The following is a 25,125-nucleotide window of genomic DNA, read 5'->3' as shown; positions in this document are numbered from 1 at the left end:
TCAAACTACCGCGAAGCATCATCGGCTCGCTTACGTTTTTCATTGAGTTTTCCAGCCTAAGACGTATTCATAAATAAGAATATATTGGAAGGGGCTGCGATGACGCTGACCAGACGCTCATTCATCCAGACAGGGACCATGTTTGCAGCAGCCAGCGCGCTGCCGCGCTTTGCAAAGGCGGAAATGTCGCTTGGGTCTAACGCGACACTGACGACGGTGAGCGACGGCAGTCTGATCCTACCGGGCAGCTTCATCTTTGAACCAATGCCGCAGGACAAACTGCTCCCTTTGCTTGAGGAAACCGGCGTGTCGGCAGAACGGCTCACGCCGGAATGCAACCTTGCGCTTTATCGAGATGGCACGAATACAGTCCTCTTTGACGTGGGCTCTGGCCCGGATTTCATGCCAACCGCCGGCACCGTAACCGACAGTCTTGATGCGATGGGACTTGCACCCGAAGACATCACGCACGTCCTGTTCACACATGCCCACCCTGATCACATCTGGGGCCTGTTGGACGATTTTGACGAACCGCTGTTTCACGACGCGACCTACATGATGGGTCGGGCCGAATGGGATTACTGGTGGAACCCCGAGACCGTGAACACCATCGGCGATGCGCGTGCGGCATTTGCCGTCGGAGCCAAACGGCGGATGGAAGCCATTGAGGACGCCGTCGAGCTCTTTGATGATGGCGATGAAGTGCTGCCAGGCATCTCCGCCGTCTCAAGCCCCGGTCACACGCCAGGCCACATGGCTTTCGAGATCGCGGGTGGCGCAATGGTCGTGGGCGACGCGATTGGCAACCACCACGTCGCGCTGCGCCGCCCAGAATGGCGCAGCGGGTCCGATCAAGATGCCGACACCGCCGTCGCCAGCCGACAGATGCTTTTGGATCGTCTCACCAACGAAAATCTTTCGGTGGTGGGCTTTCACCTGCCCAATGGCGGCATGGGCCATATCAGCAAAGGCTCGGACGGGTTCGAATTTGAGGCATCGGCATGAAACAGGCTCTTGTCGCGCTCTTCTGCCTGACCGGGTCAGTGGCCATCGCGGATGAAGACATCGCTGATCAATATCCCGGCAGTCCCCTCTACCAAAAACCGGTTGAGGTGATTCCGAATGTCTGGTCGGCCATCGGCGCAACGGCACCGCCGACCTATGAAAACACCGGCCATAACAACAACCTGAGCTTTTTGATCACCGGCGATGGCGTGGTCGTCGTGAATGCCGGTGCGGCGTGGATCCTTGCCGAGGCCCTGCACGAAGAGATCAAGGCCATCACCGATCAGCCGGTCAAATTGGTCATCAACGAAAACGGGCAAGGCCATGCCATGCTGGGCAATGGGTATTGGGCGGCGCAAGGTGTTCCCATCCTTGCGCATGAAGACGCAGCGCATGAATTTGACGAGCGTGGCGGCGATATCCTTGCCAATGCGCAGCGCTATAATCGGGACAAGTCCGAGGGCACGGTCCTTCAGGGACCGACTGAGACGTTCCGCGACAGCCACACCATCGAAATGGGCGATATGGTGATCGAGGTTCTCCACCTTGGCCCAGCCCATTCGCCCGGGGATATTTCGGTATTTCTGCCCAACGAAAGCCTTGTGATCGCAGGCGACATGGCATTTCACGAACGGCTCTTGCCCATCTTTCCAGATACCGACACAGCAGGCTGGGTCGAAACTTGGGCTGATTTCGAGGCTTTGAATGCCACCTATGTGATCCCTGGGCATGGCCACCCGACCAACATGGCGCAGGTCACGCGCTACACCTTCGACTACCTCACCTATCTGCGCGGCAAGATCGGCGAGCATATCGACAATGGCGGCACGCTGGCGGACGCGTATTACGTCGATCAGACGCCATATGCACATCTCGATACGTTTAACGAACTGGCGACGCGCAACGCGGGCTATGTTTTCGAGGCGATGGAGTGGGAATAAGCAGCATTTAGGAACGCGCGGCCTGCGATGGCCGCGCAACTGGATTTACTGCCCACAGCACGTCCACAATCAGAACAATGTTCTGCAATCATGGCATTTGGCGTAAAATCTGCTGCCTCTGGGGTTTTGACATTGGTCAAACCTAGAACGATATCCCGATTGATTACTGGGGTATCACCATGCTGTTCGAACTCTACGACCTCCCGATTAACACACAAACCGCGCATGTCGTGCTTGGACTTCTTGCCGGATTGATCTTTGGCATTGCAGCCCAGGTGACACGGTTTTGTCTGCGTCGCTCGGTCGTAGGAGACGCTTCGGACCGCGCAGAGGCTGGTGCGGTCTGGCTCACAGCGTTCGCGACGGCGATCGCAAGCTTTGCGGCTCTGCAAGCCACCGGACTGATCGATATGTCGGGCCACCGGTTTGCAGCGACAGAGCTGCCATTGGCTGCAATAATCGTCGGCGGTCTGACCTTTGGTGCCGGGATGGTGCTGACACGCGGGTGCGTGTCGCGCCTGACGGTGTTGGGCGCAAGCGGCAACCTGCGCGCAATCACGGTCATCGCGATTTTTGCCGTCGTGGCCCATGCCACGGCCAAAGGCGTCTTGGCCCCGCTGCGAACCTCGCTTGCCGACTGGACTGTGGCGATTGACCTTGATTTGGCCCGTTTTGCCCCGGTCTTCGCGCTCGCCATCGCGGCTGCGGCTCTGCACCTTGCACGCCGCTCACAGGTGCGCCCCGGTCATCTTGCTCTGGGTGCCTTGATCGGGGTGGTCCCAGTGCTTGGCTGGTCCGGGACGAGCGTCCTGTTGATGGATGAATTTGATCCCCTGCCCGTGCAGTCCGCCGCGTTTACGGCCCCTTGGTCGGACGGTCTTTTCTGGATCATTGCAAGCACAGCCGTCCCTGCGGGATTTGGCGTTGGATGGATTGCTGGCGTTCTGGCTGGTGCCTTTTCCTCATCGGTATTCCGGGGTGAGTTTCAGCTGCAGAGCTTCGAGAGTCCGGCGCAAACTGGTCGTTACGCAGCCGGCGCAGCTTTGATGGGCACGGGCGGTGTTTTGGCAGGCGGCTGTACCGTTGGTGCAGGGCTCAGCGGCGGCGCAATGCTGTCGGTCGCCGCGCTCACCGCGTTGGCAGCGATTGTTATTGGCGCTGTTGTCATGAACCGCGTCCTGCAAAGCAATCCCGCAGCGGTCGTTCCGGCCGAATAGTCGCCGATCGGACGCCACCCGCCTCCTTGGTTCACATGAATGTGGTCGGGCAGGTGCAAATGTGCGTAGGTTCCGCATAGCGGCTTGGCTAAAGTCCCTCTGACAATATCAGAGAAGGACCACACGCCATGTCACGCAACCTCGCCAATTGGGATCGGATCGCACGCTTTGCATTGGGGGCGTTGCTCGTCTTGGGCGCCATTAGCGGTACCATCGGTGCATGGGGATGGATTGGTGTGATCTTGCTCGCTACCGGTTTCATGAACTTCTGCCCGCTTTATCGGATCGTTGGTTTCAAAACGTGTCAGGACTGCTGAAGCACGCGCGCAAGCGCGTGATGCCCACCCTGATGGCGGCCACCATGGCCGTCATCTCGCTGACGATTGATGCCGGTGCCGAACCCGTATCTGTGATGTCCGCCCCGCAAATTCAGGCGGCTGTGGAGAGCGAAGAGCGCATCTTGATCGACATTCGTTCAGAGGCAGAGTGGAAGGAATCCGGATTGGCCAAAGGGGCATTTCCTGTCTCGATGCATGATCCACAGTTCGGCGCCAACCTGTCGAGGCTGTTCCAGATTTACGGGCCAGATCGCATGGCCATGATTTGCGCGACTGGCGGACGGACCGCCTATATTGCCAACGTCCTCAAAGCCAACGGCATCACCGGAGTTATCGATGTCTCAGAGGGCATGTTTGGCAACGGAAAGGCCCCCGGCTGGATCGAGCGAGGCCTTCCCGTCGTGTCTCTGGAGGCAGCCCAAGCCGCCTATGAGGCGGCCTTGGCGCAGTAATCAGGTTACTGCGCCGCCATTGGCACACGTGCCAACTCACATTGCGCCCAAAGCTCACCCAAGGCGTCGATCAGCTTGGCAATGTCTTCCGCTGAATGCACAGGCGACGGTGTGATCCGCAACCGTTCGGTCCCTTTGGGCACGGTCGGATAGTTGATCGGCTGAATATAGACACCATGCTCTGCCAAGAGCGTATCGGAAATGAACCGGCATTTATGCGGGTCACCGACCATTACAGGGATGATATGGCTCGGGTTATCGATATGCGGAATGCCGACCAGATCCAACGCCGCGCGCACCTCGGCCACACGCTCTTGATGCGCTTCGCGTTCCGCATTTGAAGACTTCAAATGACGAATCGATGCCGCCGCACCCGCAGCCACCGCGGGCGGCAAGGCGGTCGTAAAGATGAAGCCTGACGCGAACGAGCGAACGAAATCGCAGAGCGCAGCAGACGCCGCGATATAGCCGCCAACAACGCCAAACGCCTTGCCAAGGGTGCCTTCGATCACGGTCAGGCGGTCCATCAGTCCTTCTCGCTCTGCGATGCCCGCACCGCGCGGTCCGTAGAGGCCAACGGCATGGACCTCATCCAGGTAAGTCATCGCGCCGTATTTGTCGGCCAGATCGCAGATCTCTTTGATCGGTGCGATATCGCCATCCATGGAATAGACGCTTTCAAACGCAATCAGCTTGGGCGCATCACCAGCGGCAATCAGCTTTGCCTCAAGGTCGGCAAGGTCATTGTGTTTCCAGATAACCCTCTGCGCGCGACTGTGACGAATGCCTTCAATCATCGAAGCGTGGTTTTTTTCATCAGAGAAAACAACACAGCCCGGGATTTTCGACGCCAAGGTTCCCAGCGCAGCCCAGTTCGACACATAGCCGGAGGTGAACAATAGAGCCGCCTCTTTGCCGTGCAGATCAGCAAGCTCTGCTTCAAGCGCCACATGCGCAGACGTCGTGCCCGAGATGTTGCGGGTGCCACCGGCCCCTGCCCCGTGATCATCAAGGGCTGAGTGCATGGCATTCAGAACCGCAGGATGTTGCCCCATGCCGAGATAGTCGTTTGAACACCAGATCGTAACGTCCCCGCGCCCTTGGCAGGCTGCATGGGGAAAGTCACCGCGATATCGCGCGAGCTCGGCAAAATGCCGATAGTTGCCATCCGCGCGAAGCTCATCCAGCGCGGTTTCGAAATGGGCTTCGTAGTTCATCAGTCCCCCACAGCCTCGGCAACTATGCCGGCCAGCAAATCCTCGACTGCCTGCATGGAGCCACGGGGATAGTCCCGGTACCCGACCTGCACCCCATTGGTCCCTTCGCTGACAAAGATGCCATACGGGCAATGGGCAAGGTTCATGGGATCAGCTTCCATGACCTGACGCGACACAACGGCCGAACAGAACACAAAGATTTGCGCATTTTCAAAGAGTTGCACGTCGCTGCCAACGTCGCTGCCCGTGCGGTTCAGCATGTCTCCGACATGGCTGACATAGTCGATGACAAGGCCCTGACCGACAATCGCGCTTTCGACAGCGAAGGTCGCGTCATCAAATGACCCGTCATAATCGGTCACCTTTGGCCCTTCGGCCATGACAGGTGCCGCAAAAGCCAAACCAAAAGCCAGCGTCGTCAGAATCCGTTGCATGTCACAGTCTCCCTTGATTGCTGGTTTGATGTTTGGCGGATGTCGCGCCCCGCGACCTTGATACAAGTCAATTGCGGAGCGCGATCAGATGTTTAGGCGAACATGTCCGCGACAATACCCGAGTACCAGCCTTCGCTTTCCTGGTATGTCGCTTCACGCACGTCCGCGCTTTCGCCGGTTTGCGAGATAAAGCCGTCAACCTTGGCGATCTTCTCTTCGGTCGCTTCATAGGTCGCGCCGACTTTGACACCGTCATTGGTGCTGATCAGCGACCAGCAGGTGTTCGAGAACTTCGCAGGGAAGACACGGCTGCCGGTCAGCGCGCCGCGAACCGCGTTTGCACAAACCTTGGCTTGGCTGTTCGCCGAGAAGCCGGACTTTGGCATGTCGCCCTGTTGCGACGCGTCACCCAGAACGTGAATGTCTGGATCAGCTTTGGACGACATGTCCACTGCGTTCACAGGTGCCCAGTTGCCATCGGTCACGCCTGCCAGTTCGGCGATGCGGCCCGCCTTCATGGCTGGGATCACGTTACAAACGTCGACATTCATGACTTCGCCGTCGATGGACAGCGTCATCTCATCAGGGTTCACTTCGACGTTGCCGCCGCCAAAGTCATCACCGATCCAGTCGATCATGCCCGCGTAATGGTTGTTCCAACCTTCTTGGAACAGCGCCATTTTCGAGAATTTTGGCTTCGGGTCCGCAACGATGATCTTCGCGGTTGGGTTGTTGTTCTTCAGGTAGTGCGCAACCATCGACACACGCTCGTATGGTCCGGGCGGGCAGCGATATGGGTTTGGTGGCGCGACCATGGCGTAGGTGCCGCCTTGTGGCATCGCTTCCAGCTGGGCTTTCAGCAGTTCGGTTTGCGAACCGGCCTTGTAGGCATGTGGCATCTTGTTTTGTGACGCAGTCGACCAACCGGCCACAGCACCGTCAACAAAGTCGATACCTGGCGACAGGATCAGTTTGTCATATGGTACGGACCCACCACCGGCGAGCGCGACAGTTTTCGCGTCACGATCCACGCCAACGGCCCAGTCGTGGACGACGTTGATGCCGTGGTTGGCCGCCAGACCACCATAGGTGTGGCCCAGATCGTCCATTTCCTTGAACCCACCGAGGTAGAGGTTCGAGAAATAGCAGGTGTAGTAGGTGCGTGTTGGCTCGATCAGCGTGACGTCAATCTCACCTTTGCTGTCCTTTGCGATGTAGCGCGCAGCGGTTGCACCGCCCGAACCACCGCCGACGACTACGACGCGGGGCTTGCCGCCCATCGCGCGCACCATTGGCGCTGCGAGTGTCGCAGAGGCTGCTACCGCCCCCAGGAACGCTCTTCTTTTCATGTCCATGAGTAATCCTCCCTTAACGGACCTTTTTAGTCTTCGATTGTTGCAAAATACGCAGCCAGTGCTGCGATCTCTTCGTCGCCCAGACGGCCAGCAACGAGTTGCATGACAGGGTTTGGACGTACTTTTTCCTTGTACGCGTGCATGGCGATGACAAAGTCTTCTTCGGGCCAGTACACGATGGATGGAATGCCGGAGTCGCCACCGGATGCCTGATGGCAAGTGGTGCATTCAGAACTCAGGTATTCGCCGTATTCACGGTCCCCAACCAGAGCGAGGATGGCGGGATCAAGGTTGTGATCCAGCACCTGTGCGGTTGGGTCTGCTTCGGGGATGTCGGCTGGATTGTCCGAGAATGTCCGCAGATAGGCAATCAGGTTCGCCCGATCATCGGCATCCTTGACACCCGGAAAGCTCATCCGTGTGCCGCGGCTCATGGCACGCGGGTTTTCGAGGAAGGCGTCCAACGTATCGGCGTGCCATTCCAACCCGGTCGAGCCAAGCCGCTGAAATGCCTTGGAATAGCGGAACTCTTCATGGCTGCCCGCCGCCATCCCGAAAATGCCGTTAAGGTGGGGGCCGACGCGGTGTTTCGCGCCAGAGCCGACCTGATGGCAGCCACTGCATTTCGCAAAGACTTTTTCTCCGGCGGCAGCGTCCCCTTGGACAGCCTCAGCCTGGGCGCTTGTCGCACCCAGGCAGGCCGTGATCACAGCTGTGAACAGGAATTGGCGCATTCTTACGACCCCTCAGCCTCAAGATAGGCAATCAGAGCCTCGACATCGGCGGCTTTCTTCAGACCAGAGAAGGACATCTTAGTGCCTTTCATGTAGTCCTTCGGTTTCGCCAGGAAGGCTGCCATCGACTCTGCGTCCCAAACACGGCCTTCGCTGGCCGCCTCTTTGAATACGTTAGAGTATTTGAAGCCTTCGACGCCACCAATTGTACGGCCAAAAACAGCATTCAGCTGAGGGCCGGACTTGTTCTTGGCACCCGCACCAATGGCATGGCAAGACTGGCATTTCTTGAACACTTTCCCACCTGCCTTGATCAGCGCAGCGCCATCGTCTTCTGCCGCTGGCTCTGCCGTTGCGGCAGGCTGTGTTGCAGCAACCGGCGTTGCAGCCAGCGCTTCGTTGATGTGCGATGCGCCTGCGGCCGTAAAGCTTGGCAGACCTTCCAGCGTGGCGTGGTTCATCACGCTCTCGCTTCCGCCTTCTGGTGGTGTTTCCACGAGGAACACCGAGCGCATGCTGATCTCAACTTCTTCCTTGCAGTTCGACATGCACGGCTCTGCGCGCCATTCGGCGTATTCAAGCTCGGGCCGGTCGTCGATGACGAAGCCGTCTTTGTTGTGCATCTCGAAGTCGCCAAGGTTTTCGTTCGACAGTTCGAAATCATCATCGATCAGGTCGTTCGAATAGAGGATGTAAGCCACGATTGCGTAGGTCTCATCCGGCGTCAGCGTGCCTGCCGCTCCAAACGGCATCGAGCGGTAGATATAGTCATATGCCGTCGACAGGTGTGGCCAGTAAGAGCCAACCGTCTTGACCGGGTCTTCGTCAGCGAGCGTATCGAAGCCGCCTGCAAGAACAGGCCAGTTGTCGACACCTTCGGCAAAGTCTCCGTGGCAGGACGCACATTGCTCGGCAAAGACTTCTTCACCGTCAAATGCGTTACCTGAGCCAACAGGCAGACCACGACCATCCGGTAAGACATCAACGTCCCACGCGGCAATTTCTTCTGCATGAGCCTCGCGGCCTAGGCCGAAGGTCCCGTCACGCTCAGGCACAGGATCGCTCTTGACGGCGACGGTCATCGGACGCGCCTCAAGCTCTTCGATTTGGGCTTGCAACGCTTCGGATGCGGCTGCCTTTTCAGCAACCATCGCCTCTGCTGCGGCGGCCTGCTTTAGCGCAAGATCCGCTTCGGCGGCGCGATAGGTGCGTGTGTTCAGGCCATATGCAAGGCCCAGAACCACCCCGGTGACCCCAAGGGCGGGAAGGAAGATGTTAGGAGACTTCGACATTCTCGGCGATCCCTTGTTCGTTTACATACCAGGTCTGGATGCAGTTGTTGTGGTAGACGGCGTTTTCGCCGCGCTTCTCGCGAAGCTGGTCTTTGGTGGGCTGCACGTAGCCGGTGTCATCCATGGCACGGGACTGGAGCAGCATCGGTGCGCCGTCCCAATCCATGTCGAGGTAGAACCGCGTGAGCGCCTTCGTGTCGCCCTGCTTGCCCAAACGTGCGGTTTCCCAGGTGATGCCGCCGTCTTTGGAGACGTCGACACGTGTGATCTGACCGTGACCGGACCATGCGAGACCCGAAATAACGAGTGGGCCTTTGCCGTGCTTGATCGGCATTTGCGGGCTTGGCGAGGTGATCACGGATTTCGCATCCATGACCCATGTCCATTTGCGTGCGACGCCGTCTTCGTAAACGTCGGTGTATTTTGACGTCTCTTCGCGGGACTCAACAGCCCGGTCGACGATTTCGATCCGGCGCAGCCACTTGACCCACATGTTGCCTTCCCAGCCGGGAACGACAAGGCGCACAGGATAGCCATGCTCCATCCGCAGGGCTTCGCCGTTGGCCTTGAACGCGACCAGACAGTCATCAAGCGCCTTTTCCATCGGGATCGAGCGACCATTCGACGACGCGTCCGCGCCTTCGACATAGACCCATTTGTCCGATGAAATGTCAGCACCAGCCTCTTGCAGAAGCGTGCGCAGAGGGATGCCGGTATATTCCATGTTGTGGATCATGCCGTGCGTGAACTGCGCGCCATTCAGCTGGGCCCCTGCCCACTCCATGCCCGTATTCGCGGCACATTCGCAGAAATACACGTGGTTTTCGCGTGGGAAGCGCTCAAGGTCCTCATAGGTGAAGACCAGCGGACGGTCGACCAGACCGTTGATCATCAACCGGTAGTCTTCCTTGCGCAGTTCAATCGCACCCGAGTGGTGACGCTCAAATGCGCAGCCCTGCGGAGTGATCGTTCCGTCCAAAGCGTGGATTGGCGTGAAGTTGATTGACGAGATCGGCGAGGCCGTCAGCCATTCAACATTGCGGCGGACAACGTGACTTTCGAATTCGATCGGCATGCCATAGGGCGTTTCGTCCACACCGGCACCGGTATAGCTCGCCCAGTCCTGCAGCTCTGTGATCAGCGGGTCTGGCCCACTGGCCGATGCGGCCCCCGCAACCGAGCCCGCTGCCACGGCAGCCGATCCACGCAGGAACGCACGGCGGGATGTTTTCATGTTCTCATCCATGTCCATGTCTCCAAATTAGACGCCGATGACTTCGACGCTGTTGTTCTCTGACACCGTGACGGTGCCCATTTTCTTGATGTGGTTTTCGACGACATCCCAGATCTGCGGACCTTCGGTGCCTTCGTTCACGCTGGCCCAACCGGCCACGACGTAGTTGCGCGCCGGGTCAATGGGTTCACCCGTTGACAGAAGGGTCATGTTGCTGATGCGCGAGCCTTGCGGTTGCGACACGTCGATGGTGTATCCAAGCCCACCAGTGCGGACCATGTCACCGCCCTGCTGATAGTATGGGTCAGGGTTGAAAATGTTATCGGCAACGTCTTCCAGAATGACCTTCAGGAACTCACCAGACATTTCAGTGCGATACGCCTCTCCATAGGTCATGGAGGTGACGTTCCAGATGTCTTCGCGCGTAATGTCCTGGCCCGGCACAATGGACGGCCCCCAGCGCACGCCGGGCGACAGCGCAATCTCAGCGTCGCGTTCGCTGATCAGCGCGTCACAGATGACATCATCCCATGTTCCATTGAAGTTACCACGGCGATAGAGGGTGGCGTCGGACTGCCCGATCACCTCTGACATTTCCGCTTCAAACGGCGCGCGGATGCGGTCGATTTCTGCTGCCATAGTGGCATCTGGCGTGATCACGTCTGAGAAAATCGGGATCAGCTTGGTGCGGTAGCCCATCATGCGGCCATCGCGGACGTCCAGATCAACACGGGTCACGAATTTGCCGTTCGAACCCGATGGGCAGATGATCGTTTCGCCAACCAGAACAGGCTCTGGCAGCGCGTCATGTGTGTGGCCTGACAGGATCACGTCCAGACCGGTCACGCGGCCGGCCATCTTCTTGTCCACGTCGAAACCGTTATGCGACAGGCAGACGACCACTTCAGCGCCCGCGGCACGGACTTCGTCGACCATGGCCTGCATGTTTTCGTCACGGATACCGAACGAATACTCCGGGAACATCCAGCCGGGGTTCGCGATCGGCATGTAAGGGAAGGCCTGACCGATCACGGCCACCAGCGTGCCGCCGCGTTCGAACAGTTGGTAAGGTTTGAACAACTCGGCGGGTTCGTCCCACTCAGCGTCAAAAATATTCTGGCCGAGCGCCGCGAAGGGGAGGTTCTCGACGTGCTCGGCCACACGCCCGGACCCGAGCGTGAATTCCCAGTGGAAGGTCATGGCGTCAGGACGCAACACATTCATAGCGTCGACCATGTCCTGCCCTTGTGTGTGATAGCAGGTGTAAGAGCCGTGCCATGTGTCGCCACCGTCCAGCAGCAGGGCATCTGGGCGGTCAGCGCGGATCGCATTCACGACCGTGGCAACGCGGTCCAAACCGCCAACGCGGCCATAGGCCTGCGCCAAAGCAGAAAAATCACCCGACGACAGCGCATAATGCGAAGGCGACCCATCCGCGATGCCATAGAGCTTGCGGAAATCGGCCCCGGTGACGTGCGGAACGGCCCCTTTGTTGCCGCCAACCCCAAGGTTGATCGACGGCTCGCGGAAGAAGATCGGCTTCAACTGCGCATGGATGTCCGTGATGTGGATCAGCGACACGTTACCAAACGTGTCAAACTGCAACAGCTGGTCCTGTGTCAGCGACTGCTGAGCAGCGACGCGGCTCCATGGCTGGGTACCGCCATAAAGGGCGGCTGCTGCCATCCCCATTTGCAGAAAATCACGGCGCGAGATCATTGGTGCGGCCTTTTCATATGCGCATTTTTGAATGCGTCAGGGTAAAGAAAAACCCGCGCAACCATATGGTTACGCGGGTTTAGCGATTACTGGCGAACAGCTGGCGTTTCGACGCTCAGACCATTCGAACGCGACATGACATACAGTTCCAGTGCGCGGAATTCATCAGAACCCTCAGCAAAGGTGTGCGCACGCGTGTCACGGATGCAGCCACGGAAACGGTTGTGGCGCGAGATCAGCTTGGCTTGCTTCAGACGATAGGTCGGGAAGCCGTTGATCTGACCCTGCGACAGGTGATCGGCGCGGATCATCATGCCGTAGTTGTCTTCGTGGCAGTTCGCGCAAGACAGCTCGAGCTGACCGTAGCGCGTGTAATAGATTTCCTTGCCCTGCTCCCAGTAAGGAGCGGCGTCACCATCAATGGCCACGTTCACAGGCATGCCGCGTGATTGCAGTCCCAGCAGAGCAACCATGCCCTGCATGTCACCACCCGACCACTTCCAAGGTTCGGCTTCCTGAGTGTCAGCGCGGTGCGCGTTCAGGAAATCTTCGGTGGTCGTCAGCTTGCCGTCCATGACTTTGGGCATCGACGCGGTGAAGCCTGCAAATTCTTCTGGTCCGCCTTCGTGGCAAGACGCGCAGGATGCACCGTTAGGTCCGGCTGCGTTGAACGAGTCCATCGCCTTATCGATAAAGACAAATGCCGGGTTGTCGAAATCGTCAATCTGCAACGCCTGCGTCTCATCGGTACGGAACCGCCATCCCGAATAGATCGTGTCAAGATTTTCAAGATGGTCCGGGGCAGCGGTCTCTGTCACCAGAGTGTCCCCGTCAATGGACAGCTGGTCGCTGTCTTGTGCGAACGCGGTTGTCGAAAAGGCCGTCGACAGGCCCAATGCAAGTACGATCGCGATAGGTCTTTTGCCCATTTGCATTCGTCAGTTTCCTCCCTGGGTGGTGCCGGCCCCACACAAACGCGGGACCGCGCAATACCTTGGTGCGTCGGGCTTAGCCGATCGCCACAGCTTTGGTTTCTTCGTAAACCGAGCCGTCATCGTCATACCAAGTGAACTTGAACTCACCGGCTTCAGGAACGACTGCGTCGAAGGCAAAGTATGGGTTGGTCGAAATGGCAGGTGCCATCTCAACGTCCATCACGTTTTGACCGTTAAAATCGACGACAAAGCGGTTGATGATCGAACGCGGAATGACGTTGCCTTCCTTGTCCTTGCGCTGACCGCTCTCCATCGCGTGCGAGATGAGGGTCTTGATCGTGATCGTCTCACCCGCAGCAGCGGTTTTTGGGACTTTCACGCGAGGTTTAACACCAGATGCCATGATCGTGGTCTCCTGTTCTGTTCGTTAGCCGCCGCAGCCGCCGATGGTGACTTTCACTTCCGCGCTGGCGCGCTGGAATGTGCCGTCTTCCATCTTGGCAATGGCGATGACGTTCTGAGTGCCGGCCAGGCGCACACGCGTGGCAGCGCCACGGGATGGGCTGAGCGGGCCAAAGTTGAAAGTCGCGACCGCTGGCGTCGGGTTGCCGTCTGCCAGCAGCATGATCGACGCCGCACCAGGCGCCGATACTTCGATTGGAACGGTGTTGCCGTTTTCCGCGATTTCAGGCGCGGTCAGGGTCACTGCCCCTTCAGCAAGATCAGCACCGCCAGTGAACGCTGCAATCGCGTCCTGTGCTGCCGAAGCGTAGGCTGGCAGACCAAGAGCAGTCGCGGCTGCGGCGCCCCCGGACAGGGCAAGCATGTTGCGTCGTGTCAGTTGCATGGCTTTCAAAGCCTCCGTTAGTCTCTTTGATTACTCATATTTCAGCGTCATGAGGTACGAGACGACGTCTTCGACCTCTTGCGCTGTCAGCAGCGGAGCCAATTCACCCTCGGCTGCTTTGCCCGTGTATGCGTTACCTGGGCGGGTAAACCCTGTGGTCTTGTAGAAAGACGGCATGACCGATTCCGGGAACATGATCTTTGCGTTCGAAACGATCCCGCGAAGCTCTGCCTCGCTCCAGCGCTCGGACACACCATCCAGTGGCGGACCTACTTCTCCGTGAAATGCCAGCTCGGCCAGATCACCAACGGCGTGGCACGCGATGCAGTTGCCAGCCCCTTTGTTCATCAACACGCGGCCGTTCGCCATGTCTCCGGGCACGCCGGTCAACGATTCAGCCACCGCACCATCAACGAACTTAACATCACCGGGTGCGGTCTCTGCCGCCGCCGATGTGGCAAGAAGTGTCAGTGCCGTCGCGCTCAGAAGTTTGCGCATAGGTTCCTCCCAGACCCTGTTATCAGTCTTTCGCATACCGTAGCGTACCGACCGCGCGCGACGCAACGATAAATTCAAATACTTGAATTTAAGTCATTGCCTCACTGGCTTTCGGCCCTACGCTCTTCAATTCTGCGGGCATGATAGCGCTGAAAATCTTCATCTGTTTCAAGAAGATACCGCTCTTCACGAACCCAAGTCAGAAGATCCAGAACAGTGCCACGCCCGAATGCCCCGGGCATCGCAGCGACCGCCGCCTGAGGCGCAGAAAGGCCCTCTTCCACCTCTGGCGGCAGGAACATCATCGTGGGGGTAAAGAGAATCCCCCATTTGCGAGCCATCCGCTTTTCGCTGAGCACCTCGCCGTCAAAATCAGTGACCTCGAGGTCTCCGTGCAGATTGAGCTGCACAACGAAATAGTTGTCTTCGATGATCTGCGTGATGCGAGGGTCAGGAAACACCTCTTCGTGCATCTTGGCGCAGTAGATGCACCCGCGCTGCTCGAACAGGATCATGAGGCGTTTGCCCTCTGCATTGGCTTCAGCCAAATCCTCAGACAGATCCAGAAACGTCTCGCGCATCCACGATGTCTTGTGCAGCCCGTCATCGCCGATCTCGGCCCACGCTGGCACCGCGAGCAAAGCCAGCATCGCAATCAGTCGCAACATATCGGTCCTCCTATCCGATGCGCGCAAAGATCGGGAATGTGTCGATCATCCATTGCGCAATGATGTTGAGTGAATTCGTGGCAATCAGAACCGCGAACAGGATCAGCAAAAGCCCCATCGCCTTTTCCACCAGCGGCAGATGCCGCCGAAACCGTTTCATCCAGGCCATGAACGGTCCGATGAAGAGCGCCGCAATCACAAAAGGCAGCGTCATGCCCAAGCCATAAGTAAACAGCAGCATCGCCCCCTTGGCTGCGGTTTCTGTCCCGGCAGCAGTAAACAGGATCGCCGCCAGAACCGGTCCTACGCACGGGGTCCATCCGAAGGCGAACGCCAGACCGATGACATAAGCCCCGGCCAAGGACACGTTCGAGCTGTCTCCGGCATCGGCCCGGAATTGCCGGTACAGAATTCCGATGCGCACAATTCCCAGAAAATGCAGCCCCATGGCAAAAATCAAAGCCGCTGCCGCGTAACGAAGGACGTCAAACCATTCGCGCACGGCCTGACCAATCAAAGAGGCCGACGCGCCAAGCGCCACAAAGACCGTGATCACGCCGAGGGCAAATAGAGACGCCGCAGCGACGGCCCGAAGGCGCACCGCCCGGCTGATCACGCCGTCTGCACTGATCTGGTTCATGCCGACGCCAGCGAGATAACTGAGGTAAAACGGTACGATGGGCAGGATACAGGGCGACAGGAACGACAGCAGACCTGCGATCAAGGCACCACCAAATGAAATATCGAACATGGTCTTTGGCCCTTGATTTGAATACATTCAAACTATCATATATGTTTTGAACACCGTCAATTGGGCCCATCAATGCGCATTCTCTTATTTCTGATCGCCCTGTGGGGCGCGCCTCTGGCAGCCCAAGACGTGCGCCTGATGATGGTCGACGAGGTTGGCTGCGTCTGGTGCGCACGCTGGACGGAAGAGCTTGGCGATATTTATCCCAAGACACCCGAAGGCCGTGCCGCACCGCTGTTTCGCAACGACATTCATGACCCGCTGCCCGAAGGTGTGACGCTAAAACGAACGCTGCATTACACCCCAACCTTCGTGCTTCTCGTCGATGGGCAAGAGATCAATCGGATCGAAGGTTACCCCGGAGAAGACTTCTTCTGGGGCCTACTTGGCATGATGCTTGAACAGGCCGACGTCCCTCTGGACGAAGGCTCTTAAGCGCCTATGTCTGGCGCTAACGACAGCATTGATGTATGTGAGAGAAAAGAAACCATGACCTCGCAGCAGCCCATCGTGACACAAACCGCATCTCGCCTGCCCGTTTTCGACGAGCATACAACAGCCGCCGAAATGGATGCGATGGCCACCAATGCAGAGCTTGCCGCGAACTTTCTCAAGGCGTTGGGCCATGAAGGGCGGTTGATGATCCTTTGCCACCTGGCGTCTGGCGAAAAGTCTGTGACGGAGCTTGAAGATTTGCTGGCTGCACGTCAGGCCGCCGTGTCCCAGCAGTTGTCTCGACTGCGGCTTGAGGGTCTGGTTACGCCCCGCCGCGAAGGCAAAGTGATTTACTATCGCTTGACAGACGAGCGCTCTCGCAAAATGATCGAGACCGTCTACGACCTGTTCTGCAGGTAGTCAGGACTGGTCCGCAGCAAACACCTAAGAATGCCGGTCTCCTGACAAACGATCTGGGGAGGATCGGATATGCTGGATACCATCGGCGATGCGAATGCGATTGCACTGGTTGGCCTTGTCGGCGGCCTGATCTTGGGTCTTGCGGCGCGACTGGGACGGTTCTGCACGCTGGGGTCCATCGAAGATTTCCTGTATTCCAGCGACGACCGACGCCTTCGCATGTGGGGCGTTGCCATCGGCGTATCGATGATTGGCACCTTTGCGGCCACAGCGCTCGGCATCATCGACATCACCGCTTCCGGCTTTCTGGATGTCCAATGGGTGATCCTCGCTTCTGTCGTTGGAGGTCTGTTGTTTGGCTACGGCATGGCGATCTGCGGAAATTGCGGCTACGGGGCCTTGGCCCGTCTGGGCGGCGGTGACTTGCGATCCTTTGTGATCGTGCTGGTCATGGGCCTTTCAGGCTATGTTGCAATGTCAGGCCCGCTCGCTCATCTGCGCATCTGGCTCTTTCCTGTCGAACAGGGCGCGGCACAGCCGCAAGGATACGCGTATCTGGCGGGTGACGCGCTGAACCTGTCACCGTCCCTTCTGGGGATGCTGGCCGGCACGGTGATCTTGATCGTCAGCTTGGCAAGCACCCGCTTCCTGCGGTCTCCGTCACAGATTGCATGGGGTGCTGCCGTCGGCGTTGCCATCGTCACAGGTTGGGTTGGCTCTTGGTGGGTCGCAAACACAGGCTTTGACGGCGAACGCTTCACCACTCACAGCTTTGTCGCTCCAGTGGGCGACACGCTTTACTACCTGATGACGGCCTCCGGCAACACGCTGTCTTTCTCCGTTGGCTCCGTCTTTGGCGTCCTCGGCGGGGCCTGGATCGGGTCACTGATCAAGGGTCACTTCCGCTGGGAGGCTTGCGAAGACCCCCGCGAATTGCGCCGTCAGGTTGGCGGCGCGGCCATCATGGGCGTGGGCGCAATCATCGCAGGTGGTTGCTCTGTCGGTCAGGGCATCTCGGCTTTTTCGACCCTGAGCTTCAGCGCGCCCATCGTGTTTCTCAGCATCTTTGCCGGAGCGGCCCTTGGCCTAAGGCAGCTGATCGTGGGCTTTGCTCCGGCTGAATAGAAACAGCCAAATACACAAAGCATACCTCGCCGTATCTGCACCACATCAGGCCGCTTTGCGCGGCGGCAACGTTGGCTTAGCCGAGAGCTCCGTGATCGCATCATGGATGCTTAGGTAAACCTTACCGTCGCCCATATGATCAAAGAAAGCGATCCGCTGCAGTTTGTCTGACACCGGCCCTTTGACGTCCGTGAGGTGAACAGTAACACCAGCATCGCGCAAACGCTCTGTCAGGGTTTCAAGCGTTTCCAAAGCGCTAGCATCGATAAAGTTCACGGCGCTCATGATCAACACCAGATGCTTGATGTCGGGGCTATCCGAAACCCTCGCCAGTATCTCATCCTCCAGATAGGCCGTGTTGGCAAAGTAGAGGCTTTCATCCACACGGATCGCAAGAATGGCTGGGTCTGTTTTGACCTCATGGCGCAGGACATTGCGGAAGTGTTCGGTGTCGCCTACACGGCCAACAACCGCCATGTGCGGGCGGCTGGTCCGCCACAGATATAGCACGATCGATAGCCCCGCGCCCACAACGATGCCCAACTCGATCCCCAGTGTAAGAACGGAGATGAACGTCGCCACAAGCGACATGAAATCCGCAAGGTCATAGGCAAAGGTTTCGCGCAAAGTCTTGATGTCGATCAGGTTTGCAACGGCCACCACAATGATCGCCGCCAGCGTCGCCTTCGGCAGAAAGAAGAGCAGCGGCGTCAGAACCATTACGGCGATACCGATCAGAACCGCTGTGATGATCGAGGCCAGAGGCGTGACCGCACCAGACGTGAAGTTCACAAGGCTGCGGCTAAAGCCACCCGTGACCGGATAGCCAGATGTGAACGCCGCCCCAAGGTTGGCTGCGCCCAGCGCGATCAACTCCTGATTGGCATCGATCTTCTGGCGGCGTTTACTGGCCAATGACTTCGCGACCGAGACGCTTTCCAGAAATCCAACGACCGAGATCAGCGCCGCCGCAGGCAGCAATTGCCGCGCGAGATCCACGTCAAAGGCCGGAACCGCCAGAGGTGGAAGACCAGACGGGATGTCCGCTACGATCTTGACCCCTGCGGTATCATTCAAAGCCAGCGCCCAGACAGCAATTGTTGTCACGACCACAGCGACAAGAGGCCCGGATTTTGCAATAGCATCGGCCAAACCAGCAGACACACCTGTAGACTTCAGAACCCCAGCCACGCGCGATTTGAACCCCAACAAGATCGCCAGCGATACCGCAGCGATAAGAAGTGTCGCCCAGTTGACTTGAGCAATATGTGTCAGGGCGTGCAAGATCGTCTCTGTAATCAGGTGCGAGCGCGGGATCTCGAACCCCAAAAGATGCTTGAGCTGCGAAAACCCGATGATCAGCGCGGCAGCGCTGGAAAACCCGGAAATGACCGGATGGCTCAGGAAATTGACCAGAAAGCCAACCCGCGCGACCCCCATCCCCAACAGGATTGCGCCGCTGAGAAAGGCCAGCATAACGGCACCTGCCAGATATCCCGCGCTTCCCTGCTCGGCGATCTCTCCCAAAGTGCTTGCCACCATGAGCGACACAATTGCCACCGGCCCGACCGCCAAGGCCCTGCTCGACCCCAGCAGACCGTAAAAGATCAACGGCACGATGCTGGCATAAAGCCCAACCTCGGCAGGCAATCCCGCCAAGAGCGCATAGGCCATGCCTTGCGGCACAAGCATGATAGCAACGATAAGACCCGCCATGCTGTCGCTGGCCAGCGATTGACGGTCATAGGTGCGCCCCCATTGCAGCAAGGGGACAAAGCGGCGGACTGTGTCGATCATCTATATTTTCCGAAACAAAGGGCGGACAAAGCACAGGCCCAAAAGGGCTGTACCTTGTCCGCAGTTTCATCGCGCAGGAAGGGAGGTCCTACGCGAAATCGGGTTACGCGGTTACTCGGCAGCGACCGCCAGATTTTCAGGCTTGGCCATCCATTCCTTACCGCGCAGCATCGCCTTCCAGTAAATCGGCGGCAGCATGGTCTCCTTCAGGAACCACGCAGCGCGGCTGGGTTTAGTCCCATCGAGGACAAAGGATGGAAAGCTGGGCTTGAGCACACCGCCATAGCCAAATTCGGCCAGCACGATCTTGCCGCGTTCTACCGTGAGCGGGCATGAACCATAGCCATCATAGGCAGCAGTCGGAGAACGCCCGGCGATGTCAGCGACGATGTTGTCTGCCACGGTCGGAGCCTGCTTGCGCGCGGCAGCCGCGGTCTTGGCATTTGGTGCGTTCATGACGTCACCCAGCGACCAGATATTGTCATAGCTCTTGTGGCGCAGCGTCGCCTGATCCACATCAACCCATCCGGCAGCGTCAGCCAAAGGCGACACGCGAATAAAGTCCGGCGCGACCTGTGGTGGGCAGACATGCATCATGTCGAAGTCGACTGTCACCTCTGTCACGTCCGTGTCAGGCTGCGCCACACGGAATGTCGCGGTCTTGGCCGCACCGTCCACCGACTTGAGATTGTGGAAGAAGTTCAGGGTAGCGTCGTATTTCTGGATGTAACTTTCCAAAGCCGGCACATAATCCTTCACCCCGAACAGAACGCCGCCAGCGTTCATGAACTGAATGTCGATGTCCTTGAGGCGTCCGTTGCGGTGCCAGGCGTCACCAGACAGATACATCGCCTTTTGCGGTGCGCCGGCGCATTTGATTGGCATCGGCGGTTGCGTAAAGACGGCGCGCCCGCCCTTCATCTCTTGGACCAGTTGCCACGTGTAGGGCGCAAGGTCGTAGCGGTAGTTCGACGTCACACCATTGCGGCCCAGCGTTTCCTCCAGACCTTCAACGGCGGCCCAATCAAGTTTAAGCCCCGGACAGACAACAAGACGGTCGTATTTCACAACGCGGCACCCATCGAGCACCACAGCGTTGTTGGCTGGCTCAAAGGCCGCAACCGCAGATTTGATCCAGTGAACACCTTTCGGGATCAGGCTTCCCATGGTTTTGGCGGTTGATTGGGCATCAAAGATGCCACCACCGACCATCGTCCAGCCGGGCTGATAGTAGTGAATATCTGCAGGATCGATGATCGCAATGTTCAGGCCAGGTTTGCGGGCCTTCAGGCTGGCGGCAACCGAAATGCCCCCTGCCCCGGCGCCGACAACGACCACCTCGAAATGCGCATCGCCGGTATCTGTCGGGGTCTTGCCGCCGTTTGCGATCCGACGCGCAACACCGTTCATGTCAAACCCTGCGGCCTTGGTCGCAGAGAGGATTTCAGGCATCGGGCGTTTCTTGCTTTCGTGAAACGACCACAGCGTCGCGGACCGTGTCCCTGAGCGGCAATAGGCCAGAACCGGGCGTTGAACATCCTTCAGCGCCTCGCCAAACGCGGCCACGTCTTCATCGCGGACCATGCCGGATGTGACCGGCACGTAGCGGATATCTAGACCAGCCGCCATGGCCGCCACTTCGATTTCCTCAAAGGTTGGCTGATCCGCCCCTTCGCCATCAGGACGGTTGCAGATGATCGCGCGGAACCCTTGAGCCGCGATATCCTTCACATCGGCTGCCGTGATCTGCGGGCTGACCGAGACCTTGTTGCTAATCTTTTTGATGTCCATGAAAAGTCTCCTCCAGCCGCAGCTGATTACAGCCCGTTAACCGGAACCTTGAGCATTGGATTGCCATCTGCGTCGGTTGGAACCTCACCCGCACGCATGTTCACTTGCAGCGATGGGATGATCAGCTTTGGCATGGCCAATTGTGCGTCACGTTCGGTGCGGAATTTGACAAAGTCCGCCTTCGTCTTGCCTTCGCCGACATGGATGTTCTCGGCTTTTTGTTCAGCAACCGTGGTTTCCCAGGCAATCGCGCGACCGTTCGGGCCATAGTCGTGACACATGAACAGGCGGGTTTCATCCGGCAGGGCCAAGACCTTCTGGATGCTGTCATAAAGCTCTTCGGCAGAGCCGCCGGGGAAATCGCACCGTGCCGATCCGCCATCTGGCATGAACAGCGTGTCACCGACAAAGGCGGCATCGCCCATGACATGGACCATGCATGCAGGCGTGTGGCCGGGTGTGTACATGGCAAAACACTTCATTTCGCCCACCATGTAGCTGTCGCCATCTTCGAACAGGGCATCGAATTGGCTTCCGTCACGCTGGAACTCGGTGCCTTCGTTGAACACCTTCCCAAACACGTCCTGAACGATCGTAATCTTGGACCCGACGCCGATCTTGCCACCCAGACGCTCTTGCAGATACGGCGCAGCGCTCAGGTGGTCGGCATGGACGTGGGTTTCGATGATCCACTCCAGCTTGAGGCCTTGCGTCTCAATCTGGCGGATCAACTCGTCAGCATGATCAAAGGTGATGCGGCCAGCCGCATAGTCGATATCCATGACGCTATCGACGATGGCACAGCTATTCGACGCCGGATCTTTGACGATGTAGGTGATCGTGTTTGTCGCCTCGTCAAAGAACGCCTGAACGTCTGGTTTCACCGAGATATCAAGGGGGTAGTCGGACATTGTCTGTTCCTCCTCAGGAAGCGGTCTGCGCACGAGACGCACCGATAGATTGGATGAATTTTGCGATCAGGATTCCGACGACCAGCGCAGCGGTAAAGGCAAAGACCTCCCACCGGCCTGTGCCGAGCGCGGGCAGAGCACCACCGGGACAAAACCCTGCGATGCCCCAACCAACTCCGAACAGGGCCGAACCACCGATCAGCCGGGCATCAATGGTGCGCGCGGTCGGCAGGCTAAAGCGGCCTTCGAATAGGGGTTCTTTGCGCCCCAAAACGATGCGATAGCCGACAAAGGTCGTCACAAGCGCACCGCCCATGACAAAGATCAAGGATGGGTCCCAGGTTCCGGCAACATCAAAGAAATTCAAGACCTTGTCTGGGTTGGCCATACCGGAAATCGAAATGCCAACGCCAAAGACAAGACCGATCAGATAGGTTGAGATCAGCTTCATCGATCAGCCTCCGATAACGTGGCGCGCGACAAATACCGTCACGCCTGTGAAGATCATGAATGTCACGGTGGCCGCGATGGATCGCGGGCTTAGCCGCGCCATGCCACAGACACCGTGGCCGGACGTACAGCCCGATCCATAGGTGACACCGATGCCCACAAGGATGCCGCCGAGGACCAGCGCAGCTGTCGAAATCGGAACCTCAACGGCTGGCATGGCACCGGTCGCCAGCCATACGACGACGGGACCCGTCACCATCCCCGCTAGCAAGGCGGCGCGCCACTGAAAATCCGCCCCGTCACGCGGCTGAAACAGCCCAGCCAACACGCCAGTCGCGCCCATGATACGGCCAAGCGACAGCATCAGAAGGATCGAAGCCAAACCAATCAAAACGCCGCCGGCAAGCGACGCCCAAGGCGTGAACACTGTTTCCATGGATCAGCAGTCCTTGCAGGTTTTCAAACCGACAATGCGATAAAGCGGGCAGTTCCCGACCAGCGCTGTCAGCGTAAACACAGCCGCCACCACCAGCGCGATCCAGAACAGCACGCCGGACAGCGCACCTGTGCCGAGCGCCAGAAAAGCCAGAACTGCCGCGATCACGAGCCGTCCGCCGCGATCAATTGTTCCCATATTCGTCATCATGTTTTGAGCCCTCACGAATCAACGTATTCACACCATTGCATATGAGGGCGCGGACCTTTGGTGACTTGGTCACCAAACTCTGGACGAAAGACAGATTTAGGATGAATTGGCCAGTTGGCGCAGCCCTTCGAGGTTCAGCAAGCGTACTTCTCCACGGGCCTGATCGACCCATCCCCGGCGATGAAATTCGGCGAGTGTCCGCGAAATCACCTCGCGCGCGGTGCCTAACTCGGTCCCGAGAGCCGCGTGTGTAGCCCGGACGATATGGTTGTCATCTGCCAGTTCAAGCAGACGCGACGCCAACCTCACATCCATCCGCTGAAAAACGATATCGTCGATCAAGACAAAAAGATCAGTGATACGCCGGGAATAGGCAGTGAATACGAATTCGCGAAAGACCGGTGATTTCGACACAAGGTCATCAAATGTCGTGCGCGGAATGGCCACGGCACGCACATCCGTTTCGGCGGTGCCTTCTGCCGAATGCTCTTCGAACGCCAACATGTTGGCAGTCGTCAAGACGCAGCTTTCCCCTGCATGGACCCGATACAGAAACACATCACGACCCGTTTCGGACTTCTGCTGAACCTTCACCGTTCCGTCCAACAGCAACCAAAGGTTATCGGCTGTTTGACCGGGGGCGAATATCTGTGTCCCCGCCGTGACATTCACAATCTCGCTTCCCGCCTCAAGCTCGGCACGAATGTCGGCTGGCAGACGGCTCAGGCCCTGAAACTTGGTGATCCATTGTTCATCCATGAGGCTGTCCTAATCGGCAAGGTCGCTGAATGCGAGGATGGAAAGGCAAAGGCGCACGCGTTACGCGACGCGGCAACACCCAACGCTGTGCACCCTTTTTGCCGCCAACACATCGGGCGCAACTTCTCGGATTTCAACTGCCACACTTGTCACAGTCACTTTGGCGGCATCGACCCGCCCCCCTTCATGTTGACGCCGGACGCGCGCTCGGATGAGGTAAACTCAAAGGGGCAACCACATGACATTCACAATCACCTGCATCGGCGAACCGCTGGGCGAAATCACGAATGCCGGAGGATTGCGGGTTTCCTTCGGCGGCGACGTTTTGAACACGGACGTTTACTGCGCCCGCGCTGCAAACCAAAGCACACGCGTACGGTTGGTCAGCGCCCTAGGACCGGATGTGCTGTCGGGCGAAGCCCTTGATTTCATGGCGTCCGAAGCGATCGACACGTCCTATGTCCGCCGACACGCGACACGCGCAATGGGGCTTTATGCCATCCGAACGGACGCACAGGGAGAACGATCATTTCACTACTGGCGCGATACATCCGCCGCGAAGACGCTCTTTGAAGATACCGGGGCATGCGAATTCGAAGCCCTCCCCGGCAACGATATCATCTACCTCTCCGGCATCACGCTGGCGATCCTGAGCCCGAAGGGCCGCGGAAACCTTTTGGCCGCCCTTAGCAAAGCCAAGGACGCGGGAGCCAAGATCGCGTTCGACTCAAACTATCGGCCGCACCTGTGGGACAACATGGACGAGGCCCGCGACGCCATAAGCGCGCTGTGGCGCATCACCGACATAGCCCTACCAACAATCGAAGATGAACAGGCACTCTTTGAAGGCACGTCCGACAGCGCCATCATTGACCGCCTATTGGCGTCCGGCGCGACATTCGGCGCCCTCAAGAGAGGGGCCGTGGGTCCCTGTCCCTTTCCTGACCACGATGTTAGGAAAGACTTTGCTCCGGCTGAGACAGTTGTCGATACCACCGGTGCCGGCGACAGCTTTAACGGAGCATTCCTTGCGGCCATCGCGGACGGAGCCACGGCAACAAAAGCCGCTCATCGCGCCCACGAGATCGCCCGCCGAGTTGTCGCGGTCCATGGGGCGATAGCTTAGCCGGCACCCCTTGAAGACAGGAACACCC

The 25,125-nt window shown here is 58.3% G+C and carries 29 protein-coding genes; 9 read left to right on the top strand and 20 right to left on the bottom strand.

Annotated elements, in window-relative coordinates; all coding sequences use genetic code 11:
* Window positions 1–99 precede the first annotated feature (99 nt).
* The 5 genes from FE702_RS00450 to FE702_RS00430 all read left to right on the top strand — a co-directional run bounded on the left by FE702_RS00450 (window position 100) and on the right by FE702_RS00430 (window position 3,953).
* A complete protein-coding gene (locus FE702_RS00450) occupies window positions 100–1,005 on the top strand; it encodes an MBL fold metallo-hydrolase (protein ID WP_147124251.1) in 906 nt (301 codons plus the stop codon).
* Window positions 1,002–1,946 carry an MBL fold metallo-hydrolase gene (locus FE702_RS00445; RefSeq protein WP_147124250.1) on the top strand — a complete coding sequence of 315 codons (945 nt, stop codon included), beginning with the start codon at window positions 1,002–1,004 and terminating at the stop codon, window positions 1,944–1,946. The genes FE702_RS00450 and FE702_RS00445 overlap by 4 nt, the downstream gene beginning before the upstream one ends.
* 179 nt (window positions 1,947–2,125) lie before the next feature.
* Window positions 2,126–3,163, top strand: a complete 1,038-nt coding sequence (locus FE702_RS00440; protein WP_147124249.1) for a YeeE/YedE family protein — start codon at window positions 2,126–2,128, stop codon at window positions 3,161–3,163.
* Between the two features lie 128 nt (window positions 3,164–3,291).
* The gene (locus FE702_RS00435; RefSeq protein WP_147124248.1) at window positions 3,292–3,480 is read left to right on the top strand and encodes a YgaP family membrane protein; all 189 of its coding nucleotides are present in this window, start codon (window positions 3,292–3,294) and stop codon (window positions 3,478–3,480) included.
* Window positions 3,465–3,953 (top strand): rhodanese-like domain-containing protein, encoded by a 489-nt coding sequence (locus FE702_RS00430; protein ID WP_186826943.1) that lies wholly within the window; start codon window positions 3,465–3,467, stop codon window positions 3,951–3,953. The genes FE702_RS00435 and FE702_RS00430 overlap by 16 nt, the downstream gene beginning before the upstream one ends.
* Before the next feature lie 5 nt (window positions 3,954–3,958).
* Here the strand turns inward: FE702_RS00430 and hemA are convergent, their stop codons facing one another.
* The 13 genes from hemA to FE702_RS00365 all read right to left on the bottom strand — a co-directional run bounded on the left by hemA (window position 3,959) and on the right by FE702_RS00365 (window position 15,637).
* Window positions 3,959–5,170, bottom strand: a complete 1,212-nt coding sequence (gene hemA, locus FE702_RS00425) for a 5-aminolevulinate synthase (RefSeq protein WP_147124246.1) — start codon at window positions 5,168–5,170, stop codon at window positions 3,959–3,961.
* A complete protein-coding gene (locus FE702_RS00420; protein WP_147124245.1) occupies window positions 5,170–5,604 on the bottom strand; it encodes a DUF302 domain-containing protein in 435 nt (144 codons plus the stop codon). The genes hemA and FE702_RS00420 overlap by 1 nt, the downstream gene beginning before the upstream one ends.
* A 92-nt stretch (window positions 5,605–5,696) precedes the next feature.
* Window positions 5,697–6,959 (bottom strand): NAD(P)/FAD-dependent oxidoreductase, encoded by a 1,263-nt coding sequence (locus FE702_RS00415; RefSeq protein ID WP_147124244.1) that lies wholly within the window; start codon window positions 6,957–6,959, stop codon window positions 5,697–5,699.
* A gap of 26 nt (window positions 6,960–6,985) precedes the next feature.
* On the bottom strand, window positions 6,986–7,693 hold the full coding sequence (locus tag FE702_RS00410) for a c-type cytochrome (protein ID WP_147124243.1): 708 nt from the start codon (window positions 7,691–7,693) through the stop codon (window positions 6,986–6,988).
* Window positions 7,694–7,695: 2 nt separating this feature from the next.
* The gene (locus FE702_RS00405) at window positions 7,696–8,985 is read right to left on the bottom strand and encodes a c-type cytochrome (RefSeq protein WP_147124242.1); all 1,290 of its coding nucleotides are present in this window, start codon (window positions 8,983–8,985) and stop codon (window positions 7,696–7,698) included.
* Complete coding sequence (soxC, locus tag FE702_RS00400) at window positions 8,969–10,231, bottom strand: sulfite dehydrogenase (protein WP_147124241.1); 1,263 nt, start codon at window positions 10,229–10,231, stop codon at window positions 8,969–8,971. The genes FE702_RS00405 and soxC overlap by 17 nt, the downstream gene beginning before the upstream one ends.
* 15 nt (window positions 10,232–10,246) lie before the next feature.
* The gene (gene soxB, locus FE702_RS00395) at window positions 10,247–11,938 is read right to left on the bottom strand and encodes a thiosulfohydrolase SoxB (RefSeq protein ID WP_147124240.1); all 1,692 of its coding nucleotides are present in this window, start codon (window positions 11,936–11,938) and stop codon (window positions 10,247–10,249) included.
* 86 nt (window positions 11,939–12,024) lie between these two features.
* Window positions 12,025–12,873, bottom strand: a complete 849-nt coding sequence (gene soxA / locus FE702_RS00390; protein ID WP_430303135.1) for a sulfur oxidation c-type cytochrome SoxA — start codon at window positions 12,871–12,873, stop codon at window positions 12,025–12,027.
* Between the two features lie 73 nt (window positions 12,874–12,946).
* Window positions 12,947–13,276: a thiosulfate oxidation carrier complex protein SoxZ gene (soxZ, locus tag FE702_RS00385; RefSeq protein ID WP_147124238.1), complete on the bottom strand. Its 330-nt coding sequence runs from the start codon at window positions 13,274–13,276 to the stop codon at window positions 12,947–12,949.
* A 24-nt stretch (window positions 13,277–13,300) separates the two neighbouring features.
* Window positions 13,301–13,720 carry a thiosulfate oxidation carrier protein SoxY gene (soxY, locus tag FE702_RS00380; RefSeq protein WP_147124237.1) on the bottom strand — a complete coding sequence of 140 codons (420 nt, stop codon included), beginning with the start codon at window positions 13,718–13,720 and terminating at the stop codon, window positions 13,301–13,303.
* A 30-nt stretch (window positions 13,721–13,750) separates the two neighbouring features.
* A complete protein-coding gene (gene soxX / locus FE702_RS00375) occupies window positions 13,751–14,218 on the bottom strand; it encodes a sulfur oxidation c-type cytochrome SoxX (RefSeq protein ID WP_147124236.1) in 468 nt (155 codons plus the stop codon).
* 101 nt (window positions 14,219–14,319) lie between these two features.
* Window positions 14,320–14,886 carry a thioredoxin family protein gene (locus FE702_RS00370; protein WP_147124235.1) on the bottom strand — a complete coding sequence of 189 codons (567 nt, stop codon included), beginning with the start codon at window positions 14,884–14,886 and terminating at the stop codon, window positions 14,320–14,322.
* A gap of 10 nt (window positions 14,887–14,896) precedes the next feature.
* A complete protein-coding gene (locus FE702_RS00365; protein ID WP_147124234.1) occupies window positions 14,897–15,637 on the bottom strand; it encodes a cytochrome c biogenesis CcdA family protein in 741 nt (246 codons plus the stop codon).
* Window positions 15,638–15,709: 72 nt separating this feature from the next.
* Between FE702_RS00365 and FE702_RS00360 the strand changes: the two genes are divergently transcribed.
* From FE702_RS00360 to FE702_RS00350, 3 genes are all read left to right on the top strand, one after another.
* Complete coding sequence (locus tag FE702_RS00360) at window positions 15,710–16,072, top strand: hypothetical protein (protein ID WP_147124233.1); 363 nt, start codon at window positions 15,710–15,712, stop codon at window positions 16,070–16,072.
* A gap of 54 nt (window positions 16,073–16,126) precedes the next feature.
* Window positions 16,127–16,492, top strand: coding sequence for an ArsR/SmtB family transcription factor (locus FE702_RS00355; RefSeq protein WP_147124232.1), 366 nt, complete (start codon window positions 16,127–16,129; stop codon window positions 16,490–16,492).
* A 69-nt stretch (window positions 16,493–16,561) separates the two neighbouring features.
* Window positions 16,562–17,617, top strand: a complete 1,056-nt coding sequence (locus FE702_RS00350) for a YeeE/YedE family protein (protein WP_147124231.1) — start codon at window positions 16,562–16,564, stop codon at window positions 17,615–17,617.
* Between the two features lie 45 nt (window positions 17,618–17,662).
* Here FE702_RS00350 and FE702_RS00345 read toward each other — a convergent pair whose 3' ends face one another.
* The 7 genes from FE702_RS00345 to FE702_RS00315 form a co-directional block, all read right to left on the bottom strand.
* Window positions 17,663–19,414, bottom strand: coding sequence for a SulP family inorganic anion transporter (locus FE702_RS00345; RefSeq protein WP_147124230.1), 1,752 nt, complete (start codon window positions 19,412–19,414; stop codon window positions 17,663–17,665).
* Window positions 19,415–19,525: 111 nt separating this feature from the next.
* Window positions 19,526–21,205, bottom strand: a complete 1,680-nt coding sequence (locus tag FE702_RS00340) for a bifunctional protein tyrosine phosphatase family protein/NAD(P)/FAD-dependent oxidoreductase (RefSeq protein ID WP_147124229.1) — start codon at window positions 21,203–21,205, stop codon at window positions 19,526–19,528.
* A gap of 26 nt (window positions 21,206–21,231) precedes the next feature.
* Window positions 21,232–22,116 (bottom strand): MBL fold metallo-hydrolase, encoded by an 885-nt coding sequence (locus FE702_RS00335; RefSeq protein WP_147124228.1) that lies wholly within the window; start codon window positions 22,114–22,116, stop codon window positions 21,232–21,234.
* Between the two features lie 13 nt (window positions 22,117–22,129).
* The gene (locus FE702_RS00330; protein WP_147124227.1) at window positions 22,130–22,567 is read right to left on the bottom strand and encodes a DUF6691 family protein; all 438 of its coding nucleotides are present in this window, start codon (window positions 22,565–22,567) and stop codon (window positions 22,130–22,132) included.
* Window positions 22,568–22,570: 3 nt separating this feature from the next.
* Window positions 22,571–23,002 carry a YeeE/YedE family protein gene (locus tag FE702_RS00325; protein WP_147124226.1) on the bottom strand — a complete coding sequence of 144 codons (432 nt, stop codon included), beginning with the start codon at window positions 23,000–23,002 and terminating at the stop codon, window positions 22,571–22,573.
* 3 nt (window positions 23,003–23,005) lie between these two features.
* Window positions 23,006–23,212 carry a YgaP family membrane protein gene (locus FE702_RS00320; RefSeq protein ID WP_147124225.1) on the bottom strand — a complete coding sequence of 69 codons (207 nt, stop codon included), beginning with the start codon at window positions 23,210–23,212 and terminating at the stop codon, window positions 23,006–23,008.
* A gap of 96 nt (window positions 23,213–23,308) precedes the next feature.
* On the bottom strand, window positions 23,309–23,971 hold the full coding sequence (locus FE702_RS00315) for a Crp/Fnr family transcriptional regulator (RefSeq protein ID WP_147124224.1): 663 nt from the start codon (window positions 23,969–23,971) through the stop codon (window positions 23,309–23,311).
* 238 nt (window positions 23,972–24,209) lie between these two features.
* Between FE702_RS00315 and FE702_RS00310 the strand changes: the two genes are divergently transcribed.
* Complete coding sequence (locus FE702_RS00310; protein WP_147124223.1) at window positions 24,210–25,097, top strand: sugar kinase; 888 nt, start codon at window positions 24,210–24,212, stop codon at window positions 25,095–25,097.
* The last annotated feature ends 28 nt before the right edge of the window (window positions 25,098–25,125 follow it).

This window comes from Shimia ponticola, from assembly GCF_007995215.1.
Lineage (GTDB): Bacteria > Pseudomonadota > Alphaproteobacteria > Rhodobacterales > Rhodobacteraceae > Shimia_B > Shimia_B ponticola.
The sequence above is the reverse complement of the archived record's forward strand: the minus strand, read 5'-3'. Positions and strand labels throughout refer to the sequence as shown.